Annotated in this window: 13 protein-coding genes; all 13 read right to left on the reverse strand. The window is 39.1% G+C overall.

The genetic code is table 11. The features are described 5' to 3' along the window. Positions 1–25 precede the first annotated feature (25 nt). On the reverse strand, positions 26–1,198 hold the full coding sequence (locus HRT96_RS09800) for a DegT/DnrJ/EryC1/StrS aminotransferase family protein (protein WP_293155654.1): 1,173 nt from the start codon (positions 1,196–1,198) through the stop codon (positions 26–28). Continuing rightward, complete coding sequence (locus HRT96_RS09805) at positions 1,191–2,117, reverse strand: GDP-L-fucose synthase (RefSeq protein WP_293155657.1); 927 nt, start codon at positions 2,115–2,117, stop codon at positions 1,191–1,193. Before HRT96_RS09805 ends, HRT96_RS09800 begins: the two co-directional genes overlap by 8 nt. A 9-nt stretch (positions 2,118–2,126) precedes the next feature. After that, positions 2,127–3,251, reverse strand: a complete 1,125-nt coding sequence (gene gmd, locus HRT96_RS09810; RefSeq protein WP_293155659.1) for a GDP-mannose 4,6-dehydratase — start codon at positions 3,249–3,251, stop codon at positions 2,127–2,129. A gap of 22 nt (positions 3,252–3,273) precedes the next feature. After that, positions 3,274–4,689 carry a phosphomannomutase CpsG gene (locus HRT96_RS09815; protein ID WP_293155661.1) on the reverse strand — a complete coding sequence of 472 codons (1,416 nt, stop codon included), beginning with the start codon at positions 4,687–4,689 and terminating at the stop codon, positions 3,274–3,276. A gap of 29 nt (positions 4,690–4,718) precedes the next feature. Then, positions 4,719–6,131: a mannose-1-phosphate guanylyltransferase/mannose-6-phosphate isomerase gene (locus HRT96_RS09820; RefSeq protein WP_293155809.1), complete on the reverse strand. Its 1,413-nt coding sequence runs from the start codon at positions 6,129–6,131 to the stop codon at positions 4,719–4,721. 38 nt (positions 6,132–6,169) lie between these two features. Next, positions 6,170–6,616, reverse strand: a complete 447-nt coding sequence (locus HRT96_RS09825) for a GDP-mannose mannosyl hydrolase (RefSeq protein ID WP_293155664.1) — start codon at positions 6,614–6,616, stop codon at positions 6,170–6,172. A 92-nt stretch (positions 6,617–6,708) separates the two neighbouring features. Then, positions 6,709–8,625 (reverse strand): nucleoside-diphosphate sugar epimerase/dehydratase, encoded by a 1,917-nt coding sequence (locus HRT96_RS09830; protein WP_293155667.1) that lies wholly within the window; start codon positions 8,623–8,625, stop codon positions 6,709–6,711. Positions 8,626–8,833: 208 nt separating this feature from the next. Then, on the reverse strand, positions 8,834–10,258 hold the full coding sequence (locus tag HRT96_RS09835; RefSeq protein ID WP_293155670.1) for an MBL fold metallo-hydrolase: 1,425 nt from the start codon (positions 10,256–10,258) through the stop codon (positions 8,834–8,836). A gap of 157 nt (positions 10,259–10,415) precedes the next feature. After that, the gene (galE, locus tag HRT96_RS09840) at positions 10,416–11,423 is read right to left on the reverse strand and encodes a UDP-glucose 4-epimerase GalE (RefSeq protein WP_293155674.1); all 1,008 of its coding nucleotides are present in this window, start codon (positions 11,421–11,423) and stop codon (positions 10,416–10,418) included. Between the two features lie 78 nt (positions 11,424–11,501). Continuing rightward, positions 11,502–12,548, reverse strand: a complete 1,047-nt coding sequence (gene wecA, locus HRT96_RS09845) for a UDP-N-acetylglucosamine--undecaprenyl-phosphate N-acetylglucosaminephosphotransferase (RefSeq protein ID WP_293155677.1) — start codon at positions 12,546–12,548, stop codon at positions 11,502–11,504. Positions 12,549–12,844: 296 nt separating this feature from the next. After that, positions 12,845–13,852, reverse strand: coding sequence for an NAD-dependent epimerase (locus tag HRT96_RS09850; protein WP_293155680.1), 1,008 nt, complete (start codon positions 13,850–13,852; stop codon positions 12,845–12,847). A 137-nt stretch (positions 13,853–13,989) separates the two neighbouring features. Next, a complete protein-coding gene (locus tag HRT96_RS09855; RefSeq protein WP_293155683.1) occupies positions 13,990–15,156 on the reverse strand; it encodes a nucleotide sugar dehydrogenase in 1,167 nt (388 codons plus the stop codon). A 28-nt stretch (positions 15,157–15,184) separates the two neighbouring features. Next, a complete protein-coding gene (locus HRT96_RS09860; RefSeq protein ID WP_293155686.1) occupies positions 15,185–16,300 on the reverse strand; it encodes a glycosyltransferase family 4 protein in 1,116 nt (371 codons plus the stop codon). Positions 16,301–16,365: the final 65 nt, after the last annotated feature.

A 16,365-nucleotide genomic window follows, 5' to 3' on the forward strand; every position in this document is an offset into this window, starting at 1 on the left:
CAAAAGTACTTTATTAGCTAAATAACTAACAAAGTACTTTAGCTAATAACTTAATTTCAACGTCAATATCATTTTGATGATTACCAACAAATAAACCATGCTTATCAATATATTCAGCATTCGCGACACTACCAGCAACTTCATAATCAAAATACTCTAGCACTTGTGTATTCTTAAGGAAATTACCCGTTACAATCGGACGGCATTCAATCCCATTTTTAACTAATAGTTTAATTAATTCTGCACGCGTATAAGGTGCATTTTCTTTTAATACTAACGAGAAACCAAACCAGCTACTTTGACCTGTTTCTTGTTGAATATCAATATAAGGATGGTTCGCAAATAATGATTGGAATAATTTTGCATTGCGCTGTCTTATTGCAATAAAACCAGGTAATTTTTTCAATTGCTCGATACCCAGTGCACCACTCATTTCTAGTGGGCGGGCGTTATAACCAGGCAGCATAAATTTAAATGATTCTTCAAATGGGTCATCACTTTTCTCACCGCTAACATGATTAAATTTCGGCAGGTTGCGTGTCCAACCATGTGCACGAATGCATAACAGAATATGGTAAAGCTCTTCATCATCAGTAACAACACAACCGCCTTCCATCGTCGCGATATGGTGCGAGAAGAATGAACTGTATGTCCCCATGACGCCAAACGTACCCGCTTGCTTACCATCAAGTGTTGCACCCATCGATTCACAGTTATCTTCGAGAATAAAAATATCACGACCCGCAATAATTTCATTCATACGATTATAATCGTTCGGGTTACCTAATAGATTAACGGACAGAATTGCGCGTGTTTTATCTGTAATAGCGGCTTCTAACTGATCAAGATCCATATTTAAGGTATTGCGATCGATATCAACAAATTTTACTTTTAAACCATATTGCTGCAATGGAAAATAAGTCGTTGACCAAGATACTACCGGCACAATAATTTCGTCACCGCGTTTTAGCTTAAATTTACTATTTTTTGTAAAGAATAAACTGGCAATCATTAATAAATTAGCCGTAGAACCTGAACTCACCATTAGCGCGTATTTAGAACCAAAAAATTTCGCAAAATCTTGTTCATATTGCGCGACATGTTTACCCATCGTAAACATGTCTGAATCGATGACACTTTGAATCGCGCCAAATTCACGCTCATCCCAGGTACTACTTGCTAGCGAATAATTAATCATTACAGTGCTCACTTACATAAAATTGATAGGTTTTCTTAATACCGGCGGTTAATGACGTTTTATAGCGCCAGCCAAATGCAGTTAATTTTGTATCATCAATTAACTTCTGTCTCATGCCGACAGGTTTACTTAAGTCATGCTTAAAGCTACCCGTAAAGCCAACCACATCAGCGATCGCCTGGTAATATTCATTAATCGTATAGTCAGTGCCAAGGCCTACATTCAAGTTCTGTGGCATAGCCTCAAAACGTTCAATCGCGTAGAAAATAAAGTCTGCAAGATCTTCCGCATACATAAACTCACGACGCGCTTCACCATCACCCCAGATATCTATTTCAGCTAATCCCGCTTTGGCCGCTTCGTCTAATTTACGAATAACAGCAGGGATCATATGTGAATGATTCGGGTCAAACTTATCAAACTTACCGTATAAATTGCATGGGATAATGGTTTTATATATCAATGTCGCATCTTCTTTACTGATATATTCACACAAGCGCGTGCTTGCTACTTTTGCCAGCGCATAACCTTCATTCGTTGGCTCTAATTCACCTTTCAGAATTAACTCTTCTGACAGTGGATTAATCGCATCACGTGGATACATGCATGAACTGCTGAGATTTAAAAATTGCCTAACTTCCGCATCTTTCGCGGCAGTTAAAATATTCAATCCCATTTGCATATTTTCAACTAAAAACTTGACCGGTTCTGCCATATTAGCTTGAATACCGCCCACAACGCCCGCAGCATGAATGACCATATCTGGCTTATGTGCATGGAAATATTGGCGAACAGACTCCGCATCAAGTAAATTAAGTTCAGCACTACTCGGCGATAAAAATACATGTTGATGCTGGCTGGCAACCGCTAAAATATTTTTGCCAACCATGCCATTAGCACCAGTTAATAAAATTTTCATTTAATCGACCTATTCAACTGACACAGATGATGTATAACCATGCGCTTTTAAAATTGCATGTTTTTTGGCATTTTGTAGATCATTATCGACCATCTCTGCACACATTTCTTCAACCGTGATCTCTGGTACCCAGCCTAATATTTCTTTGGCTTTTGATGGATCACCCAGTAATGTTTCTACTTCAGCAGGACGGAAGTAGCGCGGATCAACTTTCACTATCACATCACCTATTTTCACTGCTGGCGCATTCTCACCTGAAATTGATTTAACCGTTGCGACCTCATCCAGCCCGGTACCGGTAAACTCTAATTCAATACCGGCTTCTTCCGCTGATAATGAAACGAACTCGCGTACACTAATTTGTTTGCCTGTTGCAATCACAAAATCATCTGCTTTATCTTGCTGTAACATCATCCATTGCATGCGCACGTAATCTTTGGCATGACCCCAGTCACGTAGTGCATCCATATTACCAAGATACAAACACTTTTCTAAACCTTGGGAAATATTAGCGATCGCACGAGTAATTTTACGGGTTACAAAGGTTTCACCACGACGTGGGGATTCATGATTAAATAAAATACCATTGCACGCATACATACCATAAGATTCACGGTAGTTTACGACTATCCAGTAAGCGTACATTTTTGCTACTGCATACGGTGAACGCGGGTGAAAAGGGGTGGTTTCACGTTGTGGGATCTCTTGCACTTCACCGAACAGCTCAGAGGTCGATGCTTGGTAGAACTTGGTCTTTTTCTCAAGTCCTAAAAAACGAATAGCTTCAAGTAAACGTAATGTACCCATTGCATCTACATCTGCGGTATATTCAGGGCATTCGAAAGAAACAGCAACGTGTGACTGTGCGCCTAAATTATATACTTCATCAGGTTGCACTTCTTTAATGATACGGGTCAGATTTGATGAATCAGTTAAATCACCATAATGTAAGAAAAACTTCTGGTTTTTCTCGTGATTATCTTGAAAAATATGGTCAATACGGTCTGTATTTAATGATGATGCACGACGTTTAATACCGTGAACTTCATAACCTTTTTCTAATAATAATTCTGCAAGGTATGAACCATCTTGACCTGTTACACCTGTGATTAACGCAACTTTATTCTTATTCATTTGAATTCCTTAACTTAAATCGTTACTTTCTTAATAACGCTAAAATATTTTTTGTTTTTTCATGCATTAATGCAATGTTTTGTTTTGATTCTACATTTAAACGAACTACAGGTTCGGTATTTGATGAACGCAAGTTAAAGCGCCAGTCAGCAAACTCTAGGCTAATGCCATCTGTTTCATCCACAACTAATGCATTCACTTCATATTCTGCACGCACTCTGGCAATAGCTTCAACTGGGTTCGCAAGCTTAGAGTTAATTTCACCTGATGATGGGTAGGCTTCAATACGCGCTTTCACAGTATCTGACAGTTTCATGTTTTTCACACACAATAATTCTGTCACCAGTAACCAAGGGATCATACCAGAATCACAATAAGCAAAATCACGAAAGTAATGATGTGCACTCATTTCACCACCGTATACCGCATCTTCTTTGCGCATACGTTCTTTAATGAAAGCGTGTCCAGTCTTAGACATGATTGCTACACCACCGTTCGCGTCTACGATATCGATGGTATTCCAGCTTAAACGAGGATCGTGAATAATTTTAGCGCCACTTTTTCCTTGTAAAGCCTCTTTTTGTAAAAATGCTTCAGCTAATAAACCAACGATATAGTAACCCTCGATAAACTCGCCATTTTCATCAAACAAGAAACAACGGTCAAAGTCACCGTCCCAGGCAATACCCATATCCGCATTATGCTCAATAACTGCATTAGCGGTATCCGCACGACAATCATCTAATAATGGGTTGGGGATACCGTTGGGGAAGTGACCATCAGCTTCATGATGTACTTTAATAAATTCAACAGGTATATTTAATGCTTTAAAGCGCAGCTCTAATTCATCGACAACATGACCTGCAGCGCCGTTACCTGAGTTAACAACCAGTTTAATCGGCTTAATGTTAGCAGGCGTAATGTATGTCATTAAGTGGTCAACATAAGCAGTTAATGTTGATTGCAGCGTTAACGTGCCACGTTCGCTTGCAACAACATCGACAAAATCATTTGCTTCTGCTAACGCTTGAATTTCACGTAGACCTGTATCACCACTAATGGGTTTTGAGTCCTCACGCACCAATTTCATACCGTTATAATCCATTGGATTATGACTTGCTGTGACTTCTACACCGCCATCGATGCCAAGGTATTTTGTCGCAAAGTATATTTCTTCAGTGCCTGTCATACCGATATCGATAACATCGACACCCGAGTCCATTAGACCATTCGCTAATGCAAGTTTTAACTCTTCGGATGTTAGGCGAATATCACCACCAACAACGACTTTTTTTTGCGCTGTTGTTGAACACTTACTTTCTGAAAACAAATACTGACCAAAAGCACGACCAATACGATAGGCTATGTCATTGTTTAACTCTAAGCCTAATTGACCACGAATGTCATAAGCTTTAAATGCTGTTAATTTAGTTGTCATACTTTTACCTTAACGCTTAACCTTAATACTTAAACTCTGCCATATTTATCATCGAAACGTACAATATCATCTTCACCAAGGTAAGAACCTGTTTGCACTTCAATCAGTTCAAGAGGTAATACGCCAGGATTTTCTAATGCGTGAATTTGACCAAGAGGGATATATGTCGATTCATTTTCTGTTACTAAGAATGTTTTATCACCATTCGTTACTTTTGCAGTACCCGATACCACGATCCAGTGTTCTGCGCGGTGATGATGCATTTGAATTGATAGTTTAGCACCCGGTTTTACTGTAATACGTTTAACTTGATCGCGGTCACCAAAATCAAGTGAGTCATATTTCCCCCAAGGACGGTATACTTCTCGGTGTATCTTATGCTCTGTTCGTCCAGCTTGTTTGAGGAGATTAACAATTTTCTTTACATCTTGAACGCGGTCTTTATTGGCAACTAAAATCGCATCTTTTGTTTCAACAACAACAATATTATCAATACCCAAAGTTGCAATAAGCTTATTCTCAGAGTAAAAGTAACCATTTGAAGAATCAACACTAATTACATCACCTTTAATGACATTGTTATTTTCATCTTTTACAGAAACATCCCATAGTGCAGACCATGAACCAACATCACTCCAACCAGCATCCATTGGTACAACCACTACATCAGCACTTTTCTCCATTACTGCATAATCAATCGAATCGTCAGGACATAATTCAAATGCAGCTTTATCAACACGAATAAAGTCCATATCCGCATTGGATTCAGACATAGCATCTACACACGCGGCAATAATTTCTGGATGATGAATTTTTAATTCTTCAATATAACGTGAGGCTTTAAACAAGAACATACCACTGTTCCAGTAATAATCACCACTATCAAGATAACGTTGTGCAGTTCCTAAATCTGGTTTTTCTACAAACTGATTTACACTAAATGCAGCACCTTCAGCGTCACCTGCATTGATATAACCATAGCCAGTTTCTGGTGACGTAGGTACGATACCGAATGTAACTAATTTACCTTCTTGAGCAAAAGGTAATGCTTTTTCAACTGATGATTGAAATGCAGCAGTATCTTCAATTAAATGGTCTGCTGCTAGCACGAGTAAAATAAGTTCTTCGTCTTGTTTCGCGGTCTTTAATGCTTGTAATGCAGCCAAAGCAATCGCAGGCGCTGTATTACGGCCAACAGGCTCTAATATAATACCACTATGCTCAAAACCACCTAAACGCAATTGCTCTGCAGCAATAAAGCGGTGTTCTTCATTACAAATTAATAGTGGTGCTTGGTGTGGAATACCAGATAAACGAGCAACCGTTTGTTGTAGCATGGACAGATCACCCGAAACAGTTAAAAATTGTTTCGGATATAGTTCGCGAGAAAGAGGCCACAACCGACTACCAGTGCCGCCCGCCATAATTACAGGTAAAATCATCATGAGTTCCAAAATCTAAAAGAATAAAGTCAAAAAGGTTATTCAAAATACCAACGAGTATGAGTATGTACATCTCGATGTTCAAGTAATTCGTTTATACTCATCCAAGTATATTGACTATGCTGTTCTGTTGGGAGTACTAGTTGAGCGTCATCAACAACAAGTCGATAACCAAGCGCAATATAATGAGTACTAAAATCATCACCAGTTACGTTATCTCTATAAAAATGCTCAAAGGGGCCAATGAGTTCAGCCTGAGATATATCAAATGCTTTACCTAGCTCATTTAATGTTAATCGTTTAAATGCGCTAGCCATTGATTCATCCTTTTGAATACGCCCACCAGGTACAAACCAGTAACCTTTGGCAGGTCGATTAGTTCTCATCCCCAGCAAAACATTCCCTTCTTTATCTGTCACTATTAAATCAATAGATATTAATGGTGTTGAAGCTATAATTTTTTTAAATAATTCTAAAGGTAACATTATTAATTATCTTTTATAAACAACATTTCCACCTAAGGTTTATAGATCCCTCAAACCTGGTAGCATTCATTGTTAATTTTTAATAAAGAAATTTAAATTTTATTTCTTTCCAAGTGCTCAACCCAAACCAAGTCACAAATCCCATCTTTTGGCTGGAACCCCGTAGGTGCCGACAACAAAATCTCACGAATCACTTGATTATCAAACCCCAGACAAGCAATCTGCAATCTCGCTAACAAAGCTTCCAGTTCAACCCAAGACAAGCAAACCTCATTCGCGCTCATGATCCGCTGATGCTGCGTTTTAGCGACATTATCGCCGATCAATAGCTCTTCGTACAGTTTTTCTCCAGGACGTAATCCGGTTATCTTGATCTCGATATCACCATAAGGGTTATTTTCATCTTTGACATCAAAGCCACTGAGGTGGATCATATTTCTGGCTAGCTCATAAATTTTAACAGGTTCACCCATATCTAACACAAACACATCGCCGCCCTTGCCCATAGAACCAGCTTGAATGACTAGCTGCGCAGCTTCTGGAATAGTCATAAAATAACGAATGATATCTTTGTCTGTGACAGTCACAGGGCCAGCCTGACTAATCTGCTGCTTAAATAGAGGGACAACCGAACCCGAAGAACCGAGTACATTACCAAAGCGTACCATGCAAAAACGCGTCGAAGATTGTTCCTTTGCTAATGCTTGTAGCACTAATTCAGCCATGCGTTTGGTTGCACCCATGACATTGGTTGGTCGTACGGCTTTATCGGTGGAGATCAAGACGAAATTTTTCACCCCAGCACTAATCGCAGCGCGCGCAGTATTTAGCGTCCCAAAGATATTATTACATACACCTTCGGTGACGTTATGTTCCACCAGCGGAACATGTTTATACGCGGCGGCATGATAGATGGTTTCTACCTTGAATGTCTTCATTACTGAGTGTAATCGAGTCTCTAGCTGCACTGAGCCCATTAAGGGTAATAAACATACCGTTAACTGTTCTTGGCTGATCAGCTGGCTCAATTCTTTTTCAATACTATAAAGATTAAATTCAGACACATCGAACAAGACTAACTTAGTCGGCTGCTGGCGAATGATCTGACGACACAATTCAGAGCCAATCGAGCCACCTGCACCAGTCACCATCACCACTTTACCTTTAATGTTGGCATGCATTAAATCATCATTAGGCTCTACGCATTCTCTACCTAATAAATCTGTAATATCAATGGCTTTAATTTGATCTATTTTATAATCGCCGTTGACTAAGTCCGTCGTGCCAGGCACCGTTAATATTTTAACGTGCAAGTGTTCTAATTCTGCTAGTACTTGTTTACGTTGGTGACGGGTTGCACTCGGGATCGCCAGTAACACCTTTTGCACACGATTTTGTTCAATTAATTCCGCTAAATCGGCTACCGGAAACACATTCACATCATGCACGATGCGGAAATGCAGCTTAGGGTCAATATCAACAAAGGCGATTGGTCGATATTCTGATGACTGTGCTAGGCTGGTATAAAGTTGTCGGCCTGCAGAACCAGCACCATAAATGATGACAGGCTCCCCATGTTTAATGCCCGTTAATTGATGAACTAAATTACGGTACAGTAATCGCGAGCCACCAATCATCACCATAGCATAAGAAAAATAGATAAAAGGTAACGAGCGTGGCAACATTAAACCATTGATATAGAAACCCAATACTAAAAATAATGATGCAACGAAGATACTTTGTATCACCACCTTAGTAAAACTGGCACTCACATAGCGAAATACCGCGCGATACATGCCGACCTTGACAAAATAGAACAGGGAACAAAATATAATCGCTATTGCCCAGCCCCAGTACACCGGATCCATAAATTCAGCACTGGCATCGGTACGGGTAAAAAATGCAGCCCAAAAACAAAACAACAGGCAGAAAAAGTCAAATGACAGCTTAATGGTATTTTTTAGCGATTTGGGTAAATCAAATATTTGCGAAATAAACTGTGTTTGCATAAATTTTCCAGTGAAAATAATGTGTTGTGAATAACTATCTGCTAGTTATGTACAAAAAAATAGCTTTTATCACTTAAAACCGTAATATCAGAACTGACAATAATAGCATTTTCTCTGTCAGAATAGCCGACAAAATTACCATTTTTGTATTTGTTTCGCAACTTTCATCCGCTCTCCAAACCAAAAACACAGCATAATCAATGCCAACTTAGTTACTTGGCCGTAATATCCGCGCATCAGGCACTAATAGTCCTAGTTTTTCCGCTAACGCCTGTTTCGCAGCTTCATCACCATGCACTATCCGTATCTCGCGTGGTTTATGCTTGATATGTTTGACAAAATTAATCAGATCCAGTTGATCCGCATGGGCCGAATAACCACTGATGGTATGGATACCGGCTTTAATGGTGATGCGTTTACCGTTAAGATCCACATAACCACCCTTAGGGCCATAGCGTTGAATATCGCGGCCGGGGGTACCTTGGGCTTGATAACCGACAAAAATAACATCGGCTTTGGCATCCGGTAAGAATTGCGTCAGGTAATTGACGATACGACCACCACTGCACATGCCACTCGCGGCGATGACGATGGCGGGTTTGTTACGTTTAGACAGATATTGAACTACAGAGAGATGGTCTTGATGATTGTCGATGGTATACAGTTGCTCAAAATCCAGCGGATGGCGACCTTGCTTGAGTTTACCTAATGCTTCTTTATCCCACAGCCCTTTAAAGTCGCGGTATTTATCGGTGAAGTTGGCAGCCATTGGCGAGTCGACAATAATTTCGATGTTTTTCCATAAGCTATTCTTTGGCGCAGCATAAATAAACTGTTCGATTTCGTAAAGTAACTCTTGGGTACGGCCGATACTGAATGCCGGGATCAACACCACGCCATTATCGCTCACCGCATGCTCGATCACCGCTTGTAACTTTTGACTACGCAAATTGCGATGTTCGTGCCGTTTATCACCATAAGTACTTTCGATAATTAACGTATCAGCGCGATATGGCGCTCGGGGTGAGGATAATAACGGACTGTAAGACGCGCCAAGATCACCGGAAAATACCAGACGGTGACGGCAAATGGGTTTATCGGTGGCAAGTTCAATTTCGACATAGGCGGAACCAAGGATATGTCCGGCAGGACAAAAGCGGATCTTCTGGCGTTGATAGCAGACTTCATTCGGCTTTATATCTTCTTTGGGTATTTTCAGTACCTCAATTGTTTGCCATTTTTGATACGGCACGGGGATGAGTTGGTTTTGTAATAGGGAAAGGCAAGCTTGGATGAGTTTTTTATCACGGGTGACACCGACTTTAAGGGCGTCTTCAATGACAAGGGGAAGCAGAGCTGCAGTCGCTTGTGTGGCATAAATAGGGCCAGTGTAGCCTGCGGCTAATAAATATGGAATGCGACCGACATGATCGATATGGCAATGGGTAATGATAAGCGCTTTAATAGTCCGCACATTAAAGTCGATAGAGAGTTGGTTTGTGTTGCTGTTACCAGCGGCTTCTGAACCTTGAAATAAGCCACAATCAATCAACACTGAATTATAATCATTCATATACAGTTGATGACAAGAGCCGGTCACGCCATTAACCGCACCATGATGTAAAATACGCATTGTTTCCGTCCTTGGAAAGCAAGTTAAACGATAAATATAACGTTTAGTTTAAAATGCTTAACCCAAGAAAGTAATAGGTCATGATACTGATTTAGGTATGACTTTAACTAAAAGCCAAGCTGAGCGATTTATATCGCCAAGCTTAACGACTTACGCTTTAATAACCATCAGGGTTATTTAATTGCCAGCGCCAGGTATCCGCGGTCATATCACTAATACTACGCTCTGCTTTCCAGCCTAATTCGCGTTCGGCAAGATCGGTGGCAGCATAACACTGGGCAATATCGCCTTCACGTCGTGGCGCGATTTGATAAGCAATGGTTTTACCCGATGCTTGCTCAAAGGCTTTAACCATCTCTAACACGCTGTAACCTTGGCCGGTACCTAAGTTATACGTCACCAGACCAGGATTGGTCATTAGCTTGTCTAAGGCTTTTAAATGCCCTAATGCTAAATCAACTACGTGGATATAATCACGAACGCCAGTACCATCCACGGTAGCATAGTCATCACCAAACACACTTAACGTGTTAAGTTTACCCACGGCCACTTGTGAAATGTATGGCATCAGGTTGTTAGGAATGTCATTTGGATCTTCACCAATCAAGCCACTCTCGTGTGAACCGACTGGATTGAAGTAACGTAGACGGGCAATGTTCCAGCTGCTATCAGACTTATACAAGTCGGCAAGGATCTCTTCGACCATTAATTTAGAACGGCCATAAGGGTTGGTTGCTGACGTTGGGAAGCTTTCATCAATCGGCACAGAAGCCGGATCGCCATACACAGTTGCTGAGGAACTAAATACAAAGTTCTTCACATTGTGCGCGCCCATCACGTCTAAAATATTAATTGTCGCAGCAATGTTATTACGATAATAGGTTAATGGGATGTTATTTGACTCCCCGACCGCTTTTAAACCGGCAAAGTGGATCACCGCGTTAATATCATGCTCAGTAAAAATACGGTTTAATAATTCACTATCCAGTACATCACCACAGTAGAACTTAACGGTTTTACCCGTGATCGTTTTTACACGGTGTAATGATTCTTCACTTGAATTACACAAATTATCAATCACAACCACGTCTTGATTGCTGTTTAATAACTCCAATACGGTATGGCTACCGATATAACCGGCACCACCTGTGACTAAAATTGTCATGAAACTGTTCCTGTTATTTGTATTTTATAAATATCATACATGTATGTGTCTAAAAGTAATAATAACCCGTTGTTCATTCTAGTTAGCACGCCAAGCACGAAGCTTTACGGTAATCACCCAGACTTTTGATAACAGTAATTGATAGATGAAAAAACAAACCAAAAATAGTGCCAGCATGATGTATTCTGGAATATCAACAATTTCAGCATAAATCCCAAAAGCCGCGTAGGCGATTGCGATAGAACAGATAGCGCATAAGTTTTGGGTATTGTTTAAACCCAAACGTTGGAAGATGTGATGTAAATGTTCACGGTCGGGTTTAAATGGTGAATCACCACGGCGTATACGACGGATCATAATCGCCGCCATATCCATTAACGGTACCGCTATTAGCCACAATGCCGTTACCGGACGTAATAGCGCTTCGCCTTTTTGTGATGATAGTAATAGAAACCAGATCACCGTAAAGCCAATCAACATACTACCCGCGTCTCCCATAAATACTTTACGTTCTCGGCCTAATAACCCTAAGTTGAACAGCACATAAGGTAAAATGATGACAATAAGTACCAAGCATAAATAACCAAGATTACTTTGTCCGCCGACACTAAGCACAAAGCCTAAACCGCCCAGGGTTACCATAGATAAGCCACCTAACAGACCATCAATACCATCAACCATATTAAAAGCGTTGATCGCACCGACCACGGCAATAACAGTGACCAGGTAACCAATAACACCTAAATCGATATCACCGAAACCCAACATGTCGCCTAAAGTATGCAGTTGGATATCTGCGACTAGCATCATCGCGACTGATAATCCGGCCTGTATCACAAAGCGTATTTTAAAACTCAGATCAAATTTATCATCCAGTGCACCAACCAAGGTAAGGATAAAAATAGACAGCATGTACAGGCGGTAGTTCGGCAGCAGATCTGGATTATTGAATAAGAAATACATAAACGAAATACAGATAGTAATACCACCAACCAATGGGATAGCACCATCATGGTGTTTACGTTCATTGGGTTTATCAACTAAACCAATCTCCTTAGCTATTTTACGCATCGTGAATAGCGTAGTTAAAGAGAAAAAGAAAACAAAACCGAGTTCAATGAACATGCTTATTACAACCTTGATTAGTTCGAAATTTAGTGGGTATACTTGATATAGCAATATACCTGAATGAAAGTATTAATGAGGGGCCATAGATATAGTTACAGGAAGGAAACGCGTACCCTAACCTGCCGCAGGAAATAGACATTTATCATCATAGCATTGACCTAATATTAAATTATAATCTTTTCATTTAAAAGAAAATATTAAAAATTTTAGACAGTTCGCAGAACACAAACTGTCTCAGCTAAAAAGTAAAGCATTGAGATTATGTACGATTAGAAAAGATCTAAAAACAATGACTATTTGTTATAAAACTCTTTATACCAATCAACAAATGCTTTTACGCCTTCTTTAACGCCCACTTGCGCTTTGTAACCAGTCGCTGCAAATAAGTCTCTTGTATCAGCATACGTTTTGTATACGTCACCCGGTTGCATCTCACGGAAGTTTTTCTTCGCTTCAATACCTAAAGCTTCTTCAATCGCTTCAATAAAGTCCATTAGACTAATTGGGCTGCCGTGACCTATGTTGTAAACACTATATGGCGCTGAGCTTGTTGCTGGAGAACCTGTTTCAACTTTCCAATCAGCATCGACAGTTGGAATAACATCTTGAATACGAATGATGCCTTCAACAATATCGTCGATATAAGTGAAATCACGCCACATATCACCATTGTTATTAATATCAATCGTTTCACCCTCTAATATCTTTTTAGTAAAGATAAAGGGTGCCATGTCTGGACGGCCAGCAGGACCATACACAGTGAAGAAACGTAAACCTGTGGTTGGCATATTGTATAAATGAGAATAAGAATGTGCCATCAACTCATTTGATTTTTTCGTTGCTGCATATAAAGACACAGGGTGATCAACACTGTCACTGGTTTCAAATGGTGTTTTGCTGTTTAAGCCATAAACAGAGCTTGATGATGCGTATACAAGGTGTTTAACCTTATTATGGCGGCAACCTTCTAAAATGGTTAGATGACCAATAAGATTAGAGTCAGCGTATGCCATCGGGTTATCAATAGAGTAACGAACACCCGCTTGTGCCGCTAAGTGAATCACCTTATCAAATTGTTGTTCTTTAAATAATGCAGCTATACCATCACGGTCAGCTAAATCCATTTCGATAAATTGAAATGTTGTTAGTGGTTTTATTTCATCTAAACGCGCTAGTTTCAAATTCACATCGTAATAATCATTTAAGTTATCAATACCAATAACTTGATGGCCTAAAGCGCACAAACGGGCAACCACTTGTGAACCAATAAAACCAGCAACGCCGGTCACTAAATATTTCATGATGATAACCTTTAAAAATTGAAAAGAGATGCAAGATTGTTAGAATAAGTATTACAAAAATAGCAAAGCACTAAAGTGGTTCTTTAGTGCTTTGTTGAAACGTACATAGGCTGACTTAAAGGACAGCTAATAGATAGTTAATCAGAACCAAATAAATCGCGAGTATAAACCTTATCTACAACTGATATTAACGCATCTTCCATACGGTTCGACACAATCACATCAGACATCTGCTTAAACTCTTCGAAGTCAGTTATTACACGCGAGTTGAAGAAGGTGTCTTCTTCTAACACCGGCTCATAAATAACAACTTCAATGCCTTTGGCTTTAATACGCTTCATGATGCCTTGGATAGACGATGCACGGAAATTATCAGATCCCGTTTTCATGATTAAACGGTAGATACCCACTACTTTTGGCTGTCTATTGATAATAGAAAATGCAATATGATCTTTACGCACTGTATTCGACTCTACAATAGAGCTGATTAACGAGTTAGGTACATCTTTAAAGTTGGCTCGTAATTGTTTGGTGTCTTTTGGTAAGCAATAGCCACCATAACCAAATGATGGGTTATTGTAATGACTGCCAATACGTGGGTCTAGCCCAACACCTTCGATAATTTGACGCGCGTTTAGACCATGAGTTTCAGCATACGTATCGAGTTCATTAAAATAAGATACACGCATGGCAAGATAAGTATTTGAAAACAACTTAACAGCTTCTGCTTCTGTTGAATCTGTAAATAAAATATCGATGTTTTCTTTAATCGCACCTTGTGCTAATAAATTAGCGAATACTTGTGCTCGTTCCGATTTTTCACCAACAATAATACGTGAAGGATGCAAGTTATCGTATAACGCCTTACCTTCACGTAAGAATTCTGGTGAGAATATAATGTTGCTACAGCATAACTTTTGCTTGATACGCTTAGTATAACCAACAGGGACTGTTGATTTAATCACCATTACGGCTGTTGGATTAATTTCCATAACATCTTTAATTACGGCTTCAACAGACGACGTATTAAAGTAGTTATTAACACTGTCATAATCTGTTGGTGTGGCGATAATGACAAAGTCAGCATCTTTATAAGCTAATACTTTATCTAATGTAGCAATAAAGTTTAATTCTTTATTTTTTAAAAAATCTTCAATTTCAGCATCTGCGATTGGTGAGAAACCTTTGTTTAATTGAATAATTTTTTCTTCTATAATATCAACGGCAATTACTTCATTGTGTTGTGCAAGAAGCATTGCGTTTGATAGACCGACATAGCCAGTTCCAGCAATAGCAATTTTCATTTTTATACTCATTTCTAATATATTCATTCTAAGATAAGCATTGCTTGATAGCATCAAGGTACTTGTTAATGACAATACGTTCATCGAATTCATTTTCGATTTTTATACGACTTTTCTCACCCATTGTGAGGCGTTCTTGGTGAGTCATGTTAATAATCAATTCTAACTTTTCTGTTAAGCTTTCAGACGAACGAGGTTCACATAAGAAACCATTTATTTCGTCGTCAACAGTTTCTCGGCAACCTACGTTATCAGTTGTCACTATAGGCTTACCCATCGCACCGGCCTCCAGTAAAGACTTAGGTACACCTTCGCGGTAATAAGAAGGTAATACCATACAATCTATTTTTGCTATTTCTTGCTCAACACTATCAGAAATACCAAGATAATTAACAATACCTTCGTCAACCCAAGATTGCATATCTTGCTTTGATACGGCAGATGGGTTATTAACGTCAAGAAAACCTAATAGGCATAGTTCAACATTGTTACCATGTTTAGCCTTAAGAGTTCTTGCCGCTTCGACATATTGACCAATACCTTTGTCATATAACATACGGGCAATCAATAAAAAACGAACTTTACCATCATCAGGAGCTGGAGAAACAACAAAACGACTAAGGTCAACTCCAGATCCAGGTAAGCGGTCAGTTTCAACGGTTGTCGTAATTTTTGTCTCTAAAAACAATTTCCGATCATCTTCATTTTGGAAAAATAATTTAGATGCTTTTGATTGGCTTATTTTATACAAAAATCGGGCAATTTTAGATGTTATACTTTCATTAATGAATAGAATTCCAAGACCTGCAATATTATTAATAGCTTTAGTACCATTGAAACTTGCCGAAAGTGTACTGTAGATATTATTTTTAGGGGTGAAATTCAATACAACATCAATATTTTGTTTACGATAAATATTATGAAAATCTAATAACGTTTTCAGATCTCGAACAGGATTAGTCCCACCTTGATCGATATCAATGTGGATAAACTGGCAACCTAATTCAGATAATTTATTTGAATATTCATCTTTGGGAGCTATGGCTATAACCTTATAGCCTTGCCCTATTAATGAAAGAATGGTATTTTTTCGAAAGTTATATAAATACCAACTTGTATTTGCACTAATTGCCATTATTTTCATAACAAACTCATTTAAATTTTATTATTACAAAGAAGGATACGCACGAGAATTATTGCCTTATAAGG

It is taken from the genome of Moritella sp. (genome assembly GCF_013215705.1).
In the GTDB taxonomy this organism is placed as follows: domain Bacteria; phylum Pseudomonadota; class Gammaproteobacteria; order Enterobacterales; family Moritellaceae; genus Moritella.

Bases quoted from the DNA above. Each gene is read 5' to 3' on its own strand.
- HRT96_RS09800 (WP_293155654.1), bottom strand. From the start codon at position 1,198: ATGATTAATTATTCGCTAGCAAGTAGTACCTGGGATGAGCGTGAATTT.
- HRT96_RS09805 (WP_293155657.1), bottom strand. From the start codon at position 2,117: ATGAAAATTTTATTAACTGGTGCTAATGGCATGGTTGGCAAAAATATT.
- gmd (WP_293155659.1), bottom strand. From the start codon at position 3,251: ATGAATAAGAATAAAGTTGCGTTAATCACAGGTGTAACAGGTCAAGAT.
- HRT96_RS09815 (WP_293155661.1), bottom strand. From the start codon at position 4,689: ATGACAACTAAATTAACAGCATTTAAAGCTTATGACATTCGTGGTCAA.
- HRT96_RS09820 (WP_293155809.1), bottom strand. From the start codon at position 6,131: ATGATTTTACCTGTAATTATGGCGGGCGGCACTGGTAGTCGGTTGTGG.
- HRT96_RS09825 (WP_293155664.1), bottom strand. From the start codon at position 6,616: ATGTTACCTTTAGAATTATTTAAAAAAATTATAGCTTCAACACCATTA.
- HRT96_RS09830 (WP_293155667.1), bottom strand. From the start codon at position 8,625: ATGCAAACACAGTTTATTTCGCAAATATTTGATTTACCCAAATCGCTA.
- HRT96_RS09835 (WP_293155670.1), bottom strand. From the start codon at position 10,258: ATGCGTATTTTACATCATGGTGCGGTTAATGGCGTGACCGGCTCTTGT.
- galE (WP_293155674.1), bottom strand. From the start codon at position 11,423: ATGACAATTTTAGTCACAGGTGGTGCCGGTTATATCGGTAGCCATACC.
- wecA (WP_293155677.1), bottom strand. From the start codon at position 12,548: ATGTTCATTGAACTCGGTTTTGTTTTCTTTTTCTCTTTAACTACGCTA.
- HRT96_RS09850 (WP_293155680.1), bottom strand. From the start codon at position 13,852: ATGAAATATTTAGTGACCGGCGTTGCTGGTTTTATTGGTTCACAAGTG.
- HRT96_RS09855 (WP_293155683.1), bottom strand. From the start codon at position 15,156: ATGAAAATTGCTATTGCTGGAACTGGCTATGTCGGTCTATCAAACGCA.
- HRT96_RS09860 (WP_293155686.1), bottom strand. From the start codon at position 16,300: ATGAAAATAATGGCAATTAGTGCAAATACAAGTTGGTATTTATATAAC.